12 protein-coding genes and 1 pseudogene are annotated in these 14,845 nt (G+C 29.4%); 1 reads left to right on the forward strand and 12 read right to left on the reverse strand.

Going from position 1 to position 14,845, the window contains the following annotated elements; genetic code table 11:
* Window positions 1-72: 72 nt before the first annotated feature.
* From M4I33_RS12745 to M4I33_RS12795, 11 genes are all read right to left on the reverse strand, one after another.
* Window positions 73-1,005, reverse strand: a complete 933-nt coding sequence (locus M4I33_RS12745; RefSeq protein WP_257917151.1) for a sulfurtransferase — start codon at window positions 1,003-1,005, stop codon at window positions 73-75.
* Window positions 1,006-1,184: 179 nt separating this feature from the next.
* A complete protein-coding gene (locus M4I33_RS12750) occupies window positions 1,185-1,940 on the reverse strand; it encodes a GGDEF domain-containing protein (RefSeq protein WP_257917152.1) in 756 nt (251 codons plus the stop codon).
* A gap of 407 nt (window positions 1,941-2,347) precedes the next feature.
* Window positions 2,348-3,064 (reverse strand): LytTR family DNA-binding domain-containing protein, encoded by a 717-nt coding sequence (locus tag M4I33_RS12755; protein ID WP_257917153.1) that lies wholly within the window; start codon window positions 3,062-3,064, stop codon window positions 2,348-2,350.
* A gap of 62 nt (window positions 3,065-3,126) precedes the next feature.
* The gene (locus M4I33_RS12760; RefSeq protein ID WP_257917154.1) at window positions 3,127-3,900 is read right to left on the reverse strand and encodes an EAL domain-containing protein; all 774 of its coding nucleotides are present in this window, start codon (window positions 3,898-3,900) and stop codon (window positions 3,127-3,129) included.
* A gap of 308 nt (window positions 3,901-4,208) precedes the next feature.
* Window positions 4,209-5,534: a 23S rRNA (uracil(1939)-C(5))-methyltransferase RlmD gene (gene rlmD / locus M4I33_RS12765; protein ID WP_257917162.1), complete on the reverse strand. Its 1,326-nt coding sequence runs from the start codon at window positions 5,532-5,534 to the stop codon at window positions 4,209-4,211.
* Between the two features lie 116 nt (window positions 5,535-5,650).
* A complete protein-coding gene (locus M4I33_RS12770; RefSeq protein WP_257917155.1) occupies window positions 5,651-6,073 on the reverse strand; it encodes an RDD family protein in 423 nt (140 codons plus the stop codon).
* 23 nt (window positions 6,074-6,096) lie between these two features.
* Window positions 6,097-6,807, reverse strand: coding sequence for a hypothetical protein (locus M4I33_RS12775; protein ID WP_257917156.1), 711 nt, complete (start codon window positions 6,805-6,807; stop codon window positions 6,097-6,099).
* 64 nt (window positions 6,808-6,871) lie between these two features.
* Window positions 6,872-8,743 (reverse strand): selenocysteine-specific translation elongation factor, encoded by a 1,872-nt coding sequence (selB, locus tag M4I33_RS12780; protein WP_257917157.1) that lies wholly within the window; start codon window positions 8,741-8,743, stop codon window positions 6,872-6,874.
* Window positions 8,740-10,128 carry an L-seryl-tRNA(Sec) selenium transferase gene (selA, locus tag M4I33_RS12785; protein ID WP_257917158.1) on the reverse strand — a complete coding sequence of 463 codons (1,389 nt, stop codon included), beginning with the start codon at window positions 10,126-10,128 and terminating at the stop codon, window positions 8,740-8,742. The genes selB and selA overlap by 4 nt, the downstream gene beginning before the upstream one ends.
* Window positions 10,129-10,145: 17 nt before the next feature.
* Window positions 10,146-11,171 (reverse strand): selenide, water dikinase SelD, encoded by a 1,026-nt coding sequence (gene selD / locus M4I33_RS12790; RefSeq protein WP_257917159.1) that lies wholly within the window; start codon window positions 11,169-11,171, stop codon window positions 10,146-10,148.
* 76 nt (window positions 11,172-11,247) lie between these two features.
* Window positions 11,248-11,919 (reverse strand): helix-hairpin-helix domain-containing protein, encoded by a 672-nt coding sequence (locus M4I33_RS12795; RefSeq protein ID WP_257917160.1) that lies wholly within the window; start codon window positions 11,917-11,919, stop codon window positions 11,248-11,250.
* Between the two features lie 128 nt (window positions 11,920-12,047).
* Between M4I33_RS12795 and M4I33_RS12800 the strand changes: the two genes are divergently transcribed.
* Window positions 12,048-13,337, forward strand: a complete 1,290-nt coding sequence (locus M4I33_RS12800) for a D-alanyl-D-alanine carboxypeptidase family protein (RefSeq protein WP_257917161.1) — start codon at window positions 12,048-12,050, stop codon at window positions 13,335-13,337.
* A gap of 96 nt (window positions 13,338-13,433) precedes the next feature.
* Here the strand turns inward: M4I33_RS12800 and M4I33_RS12805 are convergent.
* Window positions 13,434-14,845: pseudogene (locus M4I33_RS12805) on the reverse strand (hypothetical protein); the annotation flags it as partial.

The raw sequence follows: 14,845 nt of genomic DNA on the forward strand, positions 1-14,845 counted from the left end.
CTTTCCTCCATTTTTTAAATTATATCACTAAATAAAAAATCTATCTTATAAATTATAAGATAGATTTTAAAATTACTTTACAATAAGGTCTGGATATGTAGTTGCCCATTCGTAAAATGATGCGTCATAATTTTTTGCTTTAAATCCTAGCATATTTAATATTAATGCTTCGTGAGCTGATCTAATCCCAGCTGTGCAATAAGTAACTATTTCTTTATCCTTTTTAAGACCTTTACTTTCAAATATCTTTAAAAGTTCTTCTTTAGATTTTATAGTTCCATCTTCGTTATAAACTTCGTTAAATGGAATAGATATAGCACCTTTTATGTGTCCGCCTTTAGCTTCTCCAAACTTAGTTGCACCTTCATATTCATCTTTTGCTCTAGAATCTACTATAGTATATTTATCCATATTATTACGTAAATCTTCTGTTGTTATAGTAGTTTTTGAATCTATCTCTTCGATTTCTAGTTTCTTTGAAATTATAACAGGAACTTCTGTAGTTATTTCTTTATTTTCTTTAGTCCAAAGATCAAAACCACCATCTAACATCTTTGCATTTATTCCTGCAGTTTTTAATTCCCAAACGATTCTTCCATCTTCACCCCAACCATCTTTATCAGCGTAAACTACAACTTGTGACTTTTTATCTATACCAAGTTCTCCAAGTTTTTGTGAAAGTTCCTCTTTAGGTAATGCAACTCCCCAGTTTTTATCTCCTGCTTTTCCTTTAATATTTGCTAAACTTTGCCAAGCTACATTAATAGCACCTGGGATGTGGCCTTTTTCATATTTTTTATTATCTCTGCCATCTATTATTACAACATTCTCGTTATTTGCATTTTTTGCTACCCATTCAATATTTACAAAATAATCATTATTGTAACTATCTTTTTTCGTAGTTTCATTAATAATATTTTGCTTTGAATCTTTACATCCGACAAATGCAGTAATAATAAGCGTCATTGAAAAAAATAATGCCACTATCTTTTTGAAATTTTTCATTTTTATTGTCCCCTTTTCATATATTTATAATTACATTTTCTATAATACACTATTTTTTACTTTTTTTTAATAATAATTTATATTTTATAGAAATTATTTTATACAATTATAATTAATCATATATTTAAATTATAAATCTAGAAAATCAAACATAAAAAAAACAAAGTGGATATCCCACTTTATTTCACTCTATTTCTACCAAGTTCTTTTGCCATATAAAGTTTTAAATCAGCTCTTTCTATAAGTTCATCTATTTCTAGTTTTTCTTTTTCCATAGTATATATTCCTATAGAGCAAGTTATCTTAATAATATTTTCTTTAACTTTAAACTCTTCTTTTTCTATCTCTTTTCTTAAGTCTTCTGCTATTTTTTTTGAATAGGCTTTAGATCCATTTGGAATTATTGAAATAAATTCTTCCCCTCCATATCTTCCTATCCAACTATTATTAGTATCCTTAAAGTTTTCTTCTAAGATTTTTGCAAATCTCTTTAAGATTTTATCCCCTATTACATGCCCGTATGTATCATTGACTTTTTTGAAAAAGTCAATATCTATCATCAATATACTTAAAGGTTCATTATATTCAAATGAATCTTCTATGTCACTTTTAAGCCTTGTATCTATGTACTTTCTATTATATAATCCTGTAAGCCCATCTAAGACTATCCCTTTTAAGCTATTATCAACTTGAATCATATATGACTTTCCTTTAGACTCTGAATATTTTGATTCATAATAAAGTCTATTTCCTATTTTATCTATAAATTCAACTACATACTTTAAAGCACCTATCTTTACTGCCACTGCTTTTATCACGTATGTATCTTCATTAAAATTTACTACTTTTATTACAGGCTTTTCGTCCTTTAAAGCCTTATCGTAAATGCAGATATCACACTTTTTACCTTGTTCCCATATTTCATAGCATTTCAATCCTTTAAATTCTTTATCCCCTATGATGCAATTAAAATTACTGTCTATAACACGAATTCCACTGTAAATTTTCCTTACAGTTTTTGTGAAATTCTTAAACTCGTCTAAATTAGTAAAATTAATAATATTAACCCCATCCTTCCCTTTTACAACATTAATATCACTTAAGCCTTGTATTAATTTTTAAAGATTATTATTTAATTCTTTTTTTCATATAACTTTAATATTAAATAAGTGAGATTAATATGTCAAAGTTTTATGATATTATACAATAAATGTTCACACATATAGAAATTTAAAGGATTTTTTGAACTAATTATTATGTTATAATTTAAATTTAAAAATATTTTTACCAAATTTTAATATTAATACTAAAAAAAGTTTATCTTTTAAAGATAAACTTATATTTAGAGATTAAATAATTTATTTAAAACTAAACTTACTTTTTTTATGTATGTCCTTCCAATCGGTATATTAATACCGCAATTTAATGTAATATTATTACCTGTAAACTTATATATTTTATCAGTGTTAACTAAATATGATCTATGTATTCTTAAAAACCCCTTTCTTTTTAATTTTTCCTCTAATGTATTTAAGTTTGAGTAAAAGGTTTCCATCTTATTATCTAGATAATTTAATGTAACTAATTTTTTATTTATTTCAAAATAATTTATATCTTTTAAAGGAATTATTACACTTCCTTGACCATACTTTAATATGAAGTTTTCTTCGTCTTGCTTTTCAATATTAGTTAAGCACTTATAAAATATTTTTTCAAAACTTTCATCATATAGCTGATTTTTTAAAATATAACTAGTTGGAAATACTTCATACGCTTCATATGCAAAATTCTTAGATCTAGCAAAAAAAACAATCTCTCCATCATAACCGAGATCTCTTATTCTCTTTGCTAAATCTATTCCACTTAAAGAATTAATTTGAATATCTAAATAGATTATAGATACTTGGTTTATCCACTCTTCTCTACTAATTAGCATAAACTCTCCACTAGCATAATAAAGTGTTTCTATCTTAACGCTAAATTTTTTACCTATCTCTTCAAGCCGTATTTTATATTTATCTATCATATCCCTTTCGTCATCACATATTAAGATTTTCATAATATATGCCTTCCCCTTTTTTGTTAATAGTACAAATCTTGCTGCTTCTCATCTATTAAGATTTAAATATAATATTTATTAGATATTCTTTCTAATAATAATGGCTTTGAAAAATAGTACCCTTGAGAAAATTCTCCTCCGATTTCTACTAAGGCCTCTAATTCTTCTTTTCTCTCAACGCCCTCAACTATAACATCAACATTTATAGTTTTACACATATTAAATATATATTTTAATATGTTTTTGCTTTTATTACTATGTATTATATTTCTAATTAATGACTTATCTAATTTTAATGTATCTATATCTGCCTCTATCAAAAGACTTATATTAGAATTCCCTATACCAAAATCATCTATGGCTACTCTTATATTTTTTTCTTTTAGAAACTTTATTCTTTTATTTATCTCTTTAATTTTTTCTAAGGGGATATTTCTTTCTGTTATTTCTATTTCTAATTCTTTATTTAAATCTATTTCTTTTACTCCATTACTAATAAACTCTTCAAAATCATCTCTTAACAAAGTTCCTGTACACATATTAATTGATATACAAACTCCTGGTCTACCTCTATTTCTACGTTCTTTTATAACACCTATAACCTTTTCAAATACAAAATAATCTATAACGTGTATAAGCTTTTCTTCCTCTAAATTTCTAATGTACTTTTCTATACTTATTTTTTCCTTACCTTTTATCCGTATTAAAGCTTCAAGCCCTACAAGCTCTCCTGTTATATTTTTTACCTTAGGTTGATAAACTAAATATAGATTCTCATATTTGAAGTCGCTATAAAGTGCCTCATACCTCTCTTTACTCTCAATATACCTCTCCACGTTCATCATCCTCCCTTTTCTTATGTAAATATAGAATATCCGAATCTAATTTTTTGAATTTTCTTAAATTATTATAAATATTTTAGCATATATATCCATTTATTTTTCTCATTATCCCTAAATTACAAATAAGATTCCCTAAATGGCATTACTTAGACAATCTCCATATCTATACTTAGGTTTTATAAAAATAAAAAATATACTTTTTATTTTTATACATATCCTAAACCGAAAAGGTTCTTCCCCATTATATATAAAATGGTGGAAGAACCTTTTAAAATTATCTTTACAATTTTTTAAATTAAGTACTATTTTTTGATTAGCTTAACCACAGTTTCACCATGTGGAGTATTTGGGAACATGTCTTTAACTCTAGTTTTTATTATTTCGTAGCCATTTTCTACTAGGACTTTAAGGTCTGTAACTAAAGTTTTAGGGTTACAAGATACGTATACTATTTCTTTTGCATCAAATTTAATTACGTATTCTAATGCTTTAGGGTGCACTCCGCTTCTAGGAGGGTCTAGTATAATTATATCTGGCTTATCTTTTACGTGCTTTATAGTTTCTGCTACGTCGCCTGCTATAAATTCGCAGTTACTAAGGCCGTTAAACTTAGCATTCTCTTTTGCAGCTTCAACAGCCTCTTCTATAAGCTCTATCCCTACAACTTTTTTAGCTTTAGGTGCAACTATTTGACCTATAGTTCCAGTTCCGCAGTAAAGGTCAAATACTACTTTATTTTCTGAATCTCCCATATAGTCTCTAACTATACTATAAAGGCTTTCAGCACCTTTTGTGTTAGTTTGGAAGAATGAAAATGGTGAGATTTTAAATTTTAATCCTAAAAGATTTTCTACTATATAATCTCTTCCAAATAAAAGGTTAACCTTTTCTGGAATAACCGCATCTGATAGTGAGTCATTTTCAGTGTGAAGAATTGATGTTAAAGTACCATCAAACTCTAAGTTTTTTATAACTTCAGCATAAAGATTTACATCGAAATCATTTTGCGTTGTAGTAACTAAATTAACAAGTAATTCCCCTGTGTTTTTAGCTTTTCTAACTACTAGATGTCTTAAAAACCCTTCTCTTTTCATTACTCTATAGTAAGGAAGGTCTTTATCTTTAAAGAAATCTACAGTTGCTTTTATAACTTTTCTAAAATCTTCATCGACTATTTTACAATTATCTACTGTTAAGATTCCAAAACTTTGGTTTTTCATATGCATTCCAAGGCAAAGTTCTCCACCTTTAAATTCATCACCAAAGGTAAATTCCATTTTGTTTCTGTATTCGAATTGATCTACGCTTCCTGTTACGCCTTCATAAGTTCCTGTAGTTACAGATGCATCTTCAAAAAGAGTTTTAACCTCTTCTCCTAAAAGTTCTAATTGCTTATCGTAAGTTAAGTTTTGTGATGAGCAACCTCCACAAACTCCAAAGTGAGGGCATTTAGCTTCTATTTCGTATGGTGCTTTTTCTAAAACTTCTTGAAGCTTTAGTTCTAAATAACCTTCTCTTCTTTTCTTAACTCTACCTTTTATAGTTTGACCTGGAAAAGTATTTTTTACATAAACCTTTCTGTCGTTATAACTAGATATACCTACTGATGGAAATTCAGTTTTTTCTATCTTTACTTATATTTCTTGCATTCTTCCTCTTCTTTTGCCCATTTTTTACTCCTCTTTAAATAATATTTTTACAAAAATTTAGGTGGAGTTTTACGTCCACCTTAATCTATTTTATCCTATCTTATTGATAAAATTCTTTTTCCTACACTTCTATTCCCTTTTCTTTCGATTAAAGGATAATATAATACGTTAAATATTACATATATTATAAGTAGTACTGGTGAAGGATTTACAACCATAAATCCAAAGAATCCAATTACAAAATCAAATACTAATAAGAATATAGCAGATACTCCTAAAACTAACGCTTGATCTAAAAGATTTGCAAATAGTTTTTTGAAAAATGATGGATTATTATCTACTTCTACAAACTTTTCGTTTTCTAAAGTTTGTAATTCGTTATTAATTTCTTTTGATTCTTCTTTTATTTCTTCATCTTCTAAAAAAGAATCTATATCTTCGTTTGTAGTTTCTTCTACAACCACTACATCTTCTTTTACTTCGTCTTTTACGTTTTCTATTTCTTCTTTGTTGCTCATCTTAATCCTCCTAAATTTTAAAGTTAAATTCCATTACTATTTCCCTGAACAAACTTATATTCTTTAGTTGATAGAGTATATACTATGTATTCTTTACTAACTGCAAATTCTTCAACTAAACCATTTATATCATCTTCAAAAACGCCTTCTTTTTTGTCGCTTTTAACTATTTTTAAAATTTCATCGTTTATTTTACCATAGTTTCTATCTTTTACACCTGTCATTATTTCAGCATATTTAGGTAAGCTAGTATCCCCTAAGTTGAACTTTCCTTCTTTTAAAGCTTTCTCTCCATTGAATTTTAATGAAAGTTTCATTTCGAATCTACCTGATTCTCCTGACTCTCCTAAAACTTGCTCTTCAAATTGCATACTTTCAAGTTTATTATCCTCTGGATTTTTATTATCTAAATATACTGACTTAACTTTAGCAGTTTGACCAACTACAGTATCAACTTTATCACTTTCTTCTACCTTTAATCCAAAGGCTTCAGATTGCTCTTTAACTTTTTTAATTAAATCATTACCTGTTTTATCGAAATCTTCTTTTGTGAAATCTTTTATCCAATCACCTTTAAGGTTTGTAAATTTATCTTGATTGATATTAAATTCTTGTGCCTTAGCGTTATTAACCTGTTCTTTTGACTTTTCGTTTGCTTCATCCCCACTTCCGCATCCTACTAAAGAAAATGCAATAATTGAAGTCACTCCAAGACCTACTAATTTTTTAAACATTTATACCCCTCCTGATTTTATCCTTTAAATTTCTTTCCTAATTATATCACCTAAATAGCCTTCCTTACAACAAAACTCTGTCTTTTTCGCCTCTCTTTGTTATCTTTCTATTATCTAGTTCTTCTAAAAAAGATAAGGCAATTTTTCTATTTGTTTTTAAGATATCTCTGCATTCACCTAGTGATAATGTTTTATTTTTCCTAAAGTGTTTGTATATTTCATCTATTCCAAAATTAAAAGTATCTTTACTTAGTATAACACCGTCGTTTAATAATATTAATTCATTCTCTTCATTTAAGTAATTTAATAATTTATTTTTATCCTCTTCTTTTATATTATGCTTAGTATATAACTCATTCAAATTTAAAGGTACAAACCCTTTATCTAGTTCTTCTAATAACTCTTTTTTAAAATTCTTTTGATTTAAGCTAAGTCTCTTTTTAAAGTCTTTTAAATAAATTATACCACTTGAAGATTCTATTAAATTTTCACTTAAATAATCTATAAAAATATTAAAATCATTTTTGTTTATTTCTTTTTTAGTTAACTTTTTTCTAAGTTCCTCTTTAGATATACCTTTGTCTAAAGGATTCTTTTTATGATATTCCTTTATTATACTAAAGGCTTCACTTTCTATTTTATCTAATCTTTTCCTGCTAAATATAATATTTTTATTACTTTTACTTAATATAACTACTAAATCTTTATGAACTAATTTTTCTAAAGCTTTTTCTATCTCTTCTTTTGAATTAAATTTTTTAATTAAATCTTCTTTAAATAGAAATTCAATATCTAATAATTCTTTTAAAATATTCTCTTCTAATGAGCCTTTTTCCTTTAATTTTAGAGAATCTAAATACTTTTCTTTATCTCCCTTTGCCTTTTTAGCATTAGGCTCTATTATTTTTCCACCGCCAATATTATAAATAGGCGAAAAATTTCTTATATAGTAGTTATCACCCTTTTTAGATATTATTTCTTCTTCTAATCTTACTTGAATGTAGTCATCATTTAATAAATGAATTCTTCCTATTACTTCTTTAGTTCCTACGTAAAAACGAACTCTTTGCCTGTCTTTAATCTTTTTATCTAAAGAGTCATCAATGTTTAACTTGCAATCTACAATAAAAGATGTTTTTAAATTTTTATCTAAGCTTAAAACATCCCCTCTTTTTATCTCTTCTTTTGAGACTCCGCTTAAATTGATTGCGCACCTGTTTCCTTTAGTTAACTTTTTAGTGTTTTCACCATACCCTTGTATTCCTCTTGCCTTTACTTCTATATTTTCAGGGTATAAAAATAAGTTATCTCCTAAATTTACTTCCCCTTCTATAATAGTTCCTGTTACTACAGTTCCAGCACCATTTATAGTAAAGACTCTATCTATATTCATTCTAAAAACATCTTCATCTAGTTCTGATTTAGATGATTTTATCTCTTCTTCAAAATAATCTATTAAATCTTTTATTCCTTCTTTAGTTTTAGCTGATGTTTTTATTATTTTAGAATTTTCAAAAGGGCTTCCTTTTAAAAGTTCTTTAACTTCTTCGTAGATAAGTTCTATAACTTCATCGTTTGATTTATCACACTTTGTTATAACCACTACGCATTTTTCTATAGCTAACCCTTTAATTATTCCAAAATGTTCTATTGTTTGTGGCATAATTCCATCCTCTGCTGAAATTATAATCATAGCTAAACTAACGCCAGTTATTCCAGCTATCATATTTTTAACAAACTTTTCATGACCTGGAACGTCAACAAAGGCTACTCTGTTTTTTGAAGGCAAAATATAATCTGCATAACCTAAATCTATAGTGATTCCACGTGCCTTTTCTTCTTTTAATCTATCTGCATCTACTCCAGTTAAAGCTTTTATAAGTGAAGTTTTGCCGTGGTCTATATGCCCGCAAGTTCCAACTATAAGTGTTTTCATAATGTTTCTCCTATGTTTTTAAATGCTTTTTCTATAACTTTGTAATCATCTTCTAAAATGCACCTTAAATCTATTATAAAATCTCCCTTAGAAACTCTTCCAATTACTGGTATATCTTCTCTTCTAAGCAATTCATCTATTTCGTGTTCTTTTATTTTTTCACTTCTTATCTTTAAAACAAAAGTTTCTAACTCTAGTGTTGGAAGAGAACCCCCTCCGACTAAAGATTTTTCTAAAGATTTAGAAATTTTTAAATCTAAGTTTAAATTTTCTAATATATCTTTTAACTTATCTGCTTTTTTTTCTATTTCTTCTAAAGGTAATTCTAAAAGGTTTATAGTAGGAATATTTTTATAATTTCCTTTTATATATTCTTTTAAGGTTGCTTCTAATGAAGCTAAAGTGAATTTATCTACTCTTAAAGCTCTGTTTAATTGATGCTTTTTAATTTTTTCTATATATCTTTTATCTCCTACGATAATTCCGCATTGAGGGCCACCTAAAAGCTTATCTCCACTAAATGTAACAATATTAACTCCACTATTTATACATTCCTTTACAGTCTTTTCTTCTTCTATTTTAGGAATATTTAACTTATCTATAAGACCACTCCCTAAATCTTCAACAAGGGGGATATTATTTTTTCTAGAAATTTCACTTAATACATCTGATTTAACTTCTTTTGTAAAACCTAAAACTCTATAATTTGAAGTATGTACTTTTAAAATAATACCTGTATTTTCATTTATTGCGTTTTCATAATCAAAAATATGTGTTCTATTTGTAGTTCCAACTTCTTTTAAAATACCTCCGCTTAATTCTAAAATATCAGGTATTCTAAAAGAACCTCCTATTTCAACTAACTCACCTCTTGAAATAATAGCTTCTTTTCCTTTAGCTAATGCACTTAAAACTAAAAGTACTGCCGAAGCATTATTATTTACAACTAAGGCATCTTCAGCTGAAGTTAGATATTTTAATTCCTCTATAACAGAATCGTATCTACTTCCTCTTTTTCCTTCTTTTAAGTTAAATTCTAGGTTTGAATAATATTTAGATACATCAATAATAGCCTCTAGGCTACTACTAGATAATAATGACCTTCCAAGGTTTGTATGAATAACAATCCCAGTACCATTTACTACTCTTTTTAAATTTTTCTTATCTAAAAGGTCTATATTATCTTTAAAAATCTTAAGACTCTCCTCTTTTAAAGAAAAAATGGAGGACATATCCTCCATTTTCAAAATTCTTTTTCTTAAAATGTCTATGGAGAGTCTAAGCTTTTCAACTACTATATCCCTAGAATATACCTTTAAATAAGATTTAACTATATCTTCTTCTAAAAGTTCATTAATCTTAGGTAACTTTCTTAATAGTTCCATAAAACTCCTCCCTAAGGCTATTTAACGATTAAATTAAAGTCTTCTTTTTCCTTAACTTTTCCTATAACCCAAGCCTTAACATCTTTTTCTCTAAACTCTTTAAGCATTTCGCTCGCTACTTTTTCGCTACATGAAACTACGAGACCACCTGATGTTTGAGGATCAAATAAAATATCCTCTAAATAACTTTCTACTTCTTCTAACTTATATATATCTTTTATGTAAGCTTTATTTTGATATGCGCCAGCTGGTACTAAGCCCATATTTGCGTACTCTTTAGCTTCTTTTATATAAGGTATACTATCTTTAAATATTTCAAAAGTTACATTTGAACCTTCTGCCATTTCGTTTAAGTGTCCCATAAGTCCAAATCCAGTAATATCAGTACAAGCTGTTATATCATACTTAATAATTATTTCACCTGCGTATTTATTAAGCATTTTCATCCACTTAACAGCTTCATCCATAGCCTCTTTAGAAGCCATTTCACCTTTGTTTGCAGTATTAATAATTCCAACTCCTAAAGGCTTTGTAATAATTAATACGTCATCTTTTTTAGAACCACAGTTTTTTAATATTTTTTCAGGGTGAACTACTCCTGATACTGAAAGACCGTATTTTGGTTCATCATCTTGAACTGAATGTCCTCCGATAACTACAGCCCCTGATTCTAATACTTTATCAGCGCCGCCTCTAAGTATTTCTCCAAGTATACTTCTATCTAAACAATTAGGGAAACATACTATATTTAATGCAACCTTTGGAATTCCTCCCATTGCATAAACATCACTTAGAGAATTTGCTGCAGCTATTTGACCGAAGATATAAGGATCATCAACTACAGGCGTGAAAAAGTCTAAAGTTTGAATAAGTGCTATATCATCACTTAATTTATATACTGCCCCATCATCTGAGGTATCTATACCTACTAATAGATTAGAATCTACCATCTTAGGTATACTATTTAATATATCTGAAAGAGCCCCCGGCTCTATTTTAGCTGCTCAACCAGCCGTTTTAGCATAACTTGTTAATTTTACCATACTTACTTACCATCCTTTCTCGGTGCATAAGGTTCTATCTCTATTTTACAATAAGTATTATAAAACTCAAAACAAATTAATTACAAATAGAATCTTTAAGCTTTTCAAAAGTTTTATCGCCTATCCCACTTACGTTTTTTAAATCTTCAATACTACTAAAACCTCCGTTTGAATCCCTATACGCTATAATATCATTCGCTCTTGAAGGGCCTACCCCAGGCAAAGCATCCAGTTCTTCTGCTGTTGCTGTGTTTATGTTAATTTTTTTATCTTCACTATTTGAATTTTGCGGCGTAGCACCTTTAGTCTCTATACTATTTCCATTAGATTTTAAAAGCTCTTCTTTTTCTTTTTTTGATAATTCTTTTGGAATTATTATTTTTTGATTATCTTTTAAAAGTTCTGCTAAATTTACACTTAAAGTATCAGCACTATTAGTAAAGCCTCCAGCAGTCTTTACTAAATCTTCTAAAATACTATCAGCTTGCATTTTATATACCCCAGGATTTTTAATTTCTCCATCAATATGAACTGCAAGGCTTTTATCTTTAAGTTCTATCTTTTCTTCGCTCGAGTCTTCCTTAGAATCTACCTTTTTACTTTCATCTTTCTTCTCTTCTACAAAGATTTCTTCACTACTACTTACCCCTTCAAAACTCTTTTTATCTCGGTAATACAAAGCCCCAAAAACAACTCCAAGTATTAACAAAATGGCAATTATACCTATCAATTTTTTATTTTTATGCATAGTTATTCCCCTTTTTAATTTTTTTATTAATTATTCTCACTTTTATGCAAAATTATGCTTAAAATGTGGAAAAGTATTTAAAAGTTTGTTAATATTAAAAAATAAACTTAAATTTTTGGGAGATAGACATGAAGAACTTATTTTTTAAGACCTTAAAACTAATGACATTTCTTTTTATCTTCACTAATATTTTTGCAATTAGTGCAAGTGCAGAAGAAAAACCGCCTAAGATAAACGCTGAATCAGCTATACTTATTGATGCTGATACAGGAGATATACTTTATTCTAAAAAAGGTGAAGATAAACATTTTCCAGCATCTACAACAAAAGTTTTAACCGCTTTAGTAGTACTTGAAAACACAAAACTATCTGACGTTGTAACTGTAGGTAAAAATCCGCCCTTTGCTGACGGTAGTTCTATAGGCTTAAAAGAAGGTGAAAAATTCACAGTAGAAACTCTTTTAACAGGTCTTCTTTTAGAATCTGGTAATGACTGTGCTTTAGCCCTTGCAGAACATGTAGCTGGAAGCGAGGAGAATTTTACTCGCCTTATGAACGAAAAGGCTAAATCAATAGGTGCAAACAATAGTAATTTTGTAAATGCAAGTGGACTTCCAAATCCAAAGCATACCTCTACAGCACACGATATGGCGCTAATACTTAAAGAAGCTATAAAAGACCCAAACTTTGTTAGAATCTCTAGGTTAATTTCAGTAGAACTTCCAAAAAGTAATTTAGACGGTTATAAAAGATGGTGTAACAACCATAACCACCTTATAAATCCTAATTCTAAATATTATTACAAATACGCTTTAGCAGGAAAGAGTGGCTATACTGATGTTTCAAGACATACCTTTGTAATTTCTGGTGAAAAAGACGGAAGAAGATTAGTTGCAGCCTTTATGAAAGCAGAAGATAAAGACAAGAACTTTAAAGATATGGCAAAACTTTTAGACTATGGATTTGATAATTTTTCTAATGTAGATATATATAAAAAAGGCGAAATAGTTGAAAATGTTAAAATTTCTAATGATGAAACTTTCCCTTTAACAGTTTCAGAAGATGTTTATGACTCTGTTCCTAAAAACGAAGTTAATAAATTATCTAAAGAATTAAAATATACTCTTCCAGATAATTTTAAAAGTAAATCTTATTTAAAAGGCGAAAAAGTTACTACAGCAGATCTTTACATAGACGGAAAAAAGATTAAAACAATAGATTTAGTAAGCGCTGAATATAGGGATGTTGATACCTTAGACAAGGTTAAAGATTTCAGTTCTAGAAATGCTAAAACTTTAATTATTTCTTTTATCTCTTTAGTAGTAATATCTTTAATTATTTACTTACTATTTAAAAAAAGAAAACAAGATAAATTTAACAAAAAGTGGAAACACATTAAAAATAGACATAGCAGATAAAATTTATTTTTAAATATAATTAGACCCTACAGATGTAAATCTCTAGGGTCTTTTTTAAATTATAACTAAATCTAAAACTTAGTTATACCCTTATTTCTAAGGAGCAGTTTTAAAACTCATTGATGTTACTGAATTTAAGCATAATACTCTTACATTATTTCCATAATATAAAACAACTGTTGATAATCCAGTAGGTCCTATATAAATAGGATCTCCTGTTGTTATAAAATCTTGAACAGATGTTGATAAAGTATCTACAACCCTACCTAACAATTTTTGTTCATTAAAGATATATCTTAATCTATCTGATCCATTACTTACATATTGACAAACATCAATTAACTGACCTGTAAATGAGCAACAACCTGTTGTTTTATCATCATCACAATCACATCCTGTAGCTTTGCAAGTTCCGATGCTTTGATATTTGTAATCACACTTAATATTTCCTGTAGGAATGCATTCACCGTATTGATTTACATTGCAAGTATCAGGGCATCCACAGCAGCAACATAAAGTATAATCTAGAACAATCTCTACGCTCTCTAAAAATGCATCTCTAGCAGTCACTGTTGCAAATTCAATATTATAACTTTCAACATTACAGATAGGAACTATAACATTATTTTCAAAGTATACTGTTCCATGACTTATACCTGTTACTGTTTTAGCAGTTGCATCTGGAATATTTGTAACTGATCCGCTATCAACATTTACTGTGATAGGAATTTTTTGATCTAAAATTAATTGAGCAACTTTACTTAAAGAAATTTCGCAAGGACATATATTTCCACCTGGTAATCCTTGTGGTCCTGCTGCTCCAGCTGGTCCTGCTGGTCCTTGTGGTCCTGGAGGCCCTTGTTCTCCACTACCACAACAACCTGGAGGCCCTTGTGGTCCTGCTGGTCCTTGTGGTCCTGTCATTCCTGTTGGCCCTGCTGGCCCTATAGGTCCTTGTGGTCCTGTTGCTCCTTGTGTTCCCTGTGGTCCTACCGGTCCTTGTGGTCCTACATCACCTGTATCTCCCTTTGGTCCTTGAACTCCTGGGTCTCCTTGTGGTCCTTGAGCTCCTGTTAGTCCTTGTGGTCCTTGTGCTCCTGTTAACCCTTGTGGACCTGTAGATCCTGTATCTCCCTTTGGACCTTGCTCCCCTGTTAATCCTTGTGGTCCTTGTGGTCCTGCTGGCCCTTGTGGCCCTACTGGTCCTTGTGGTCCTGTAAGTCCTGTATCTCCTCTTTGACCAGCCTCTCCTGTATCACCTTTTGGCCCTACTGGTCCTTGTGGTCCTGTAAGTCCTGTAAGCCCCTGTGCTCCTTGTGGTCCTGCTGGCCCTTGTGGTCCTACCGGTCCTTGTGGCCCTGTTTCTCCTGTATCTCCCTTTGGTCCTGTAGATCCTGTATCTCCTTTTGGCCCTACTGGTCCTTGTGGTCCTGTTTCTCCATTTTCACCTTGTGGACCTTGTGCTCCTGTTAATCCTTGTGGACCTGTTGCCCCTGTGTCTCCTTTTG

It is taken from the genome of Clostridium sp. LY3-2, assembly GCF_024705715.1.
Lineage (GTDB): Bacteria > Bacillota > Clostridia > Clostridiales > Clostridiaceae > Clostridium.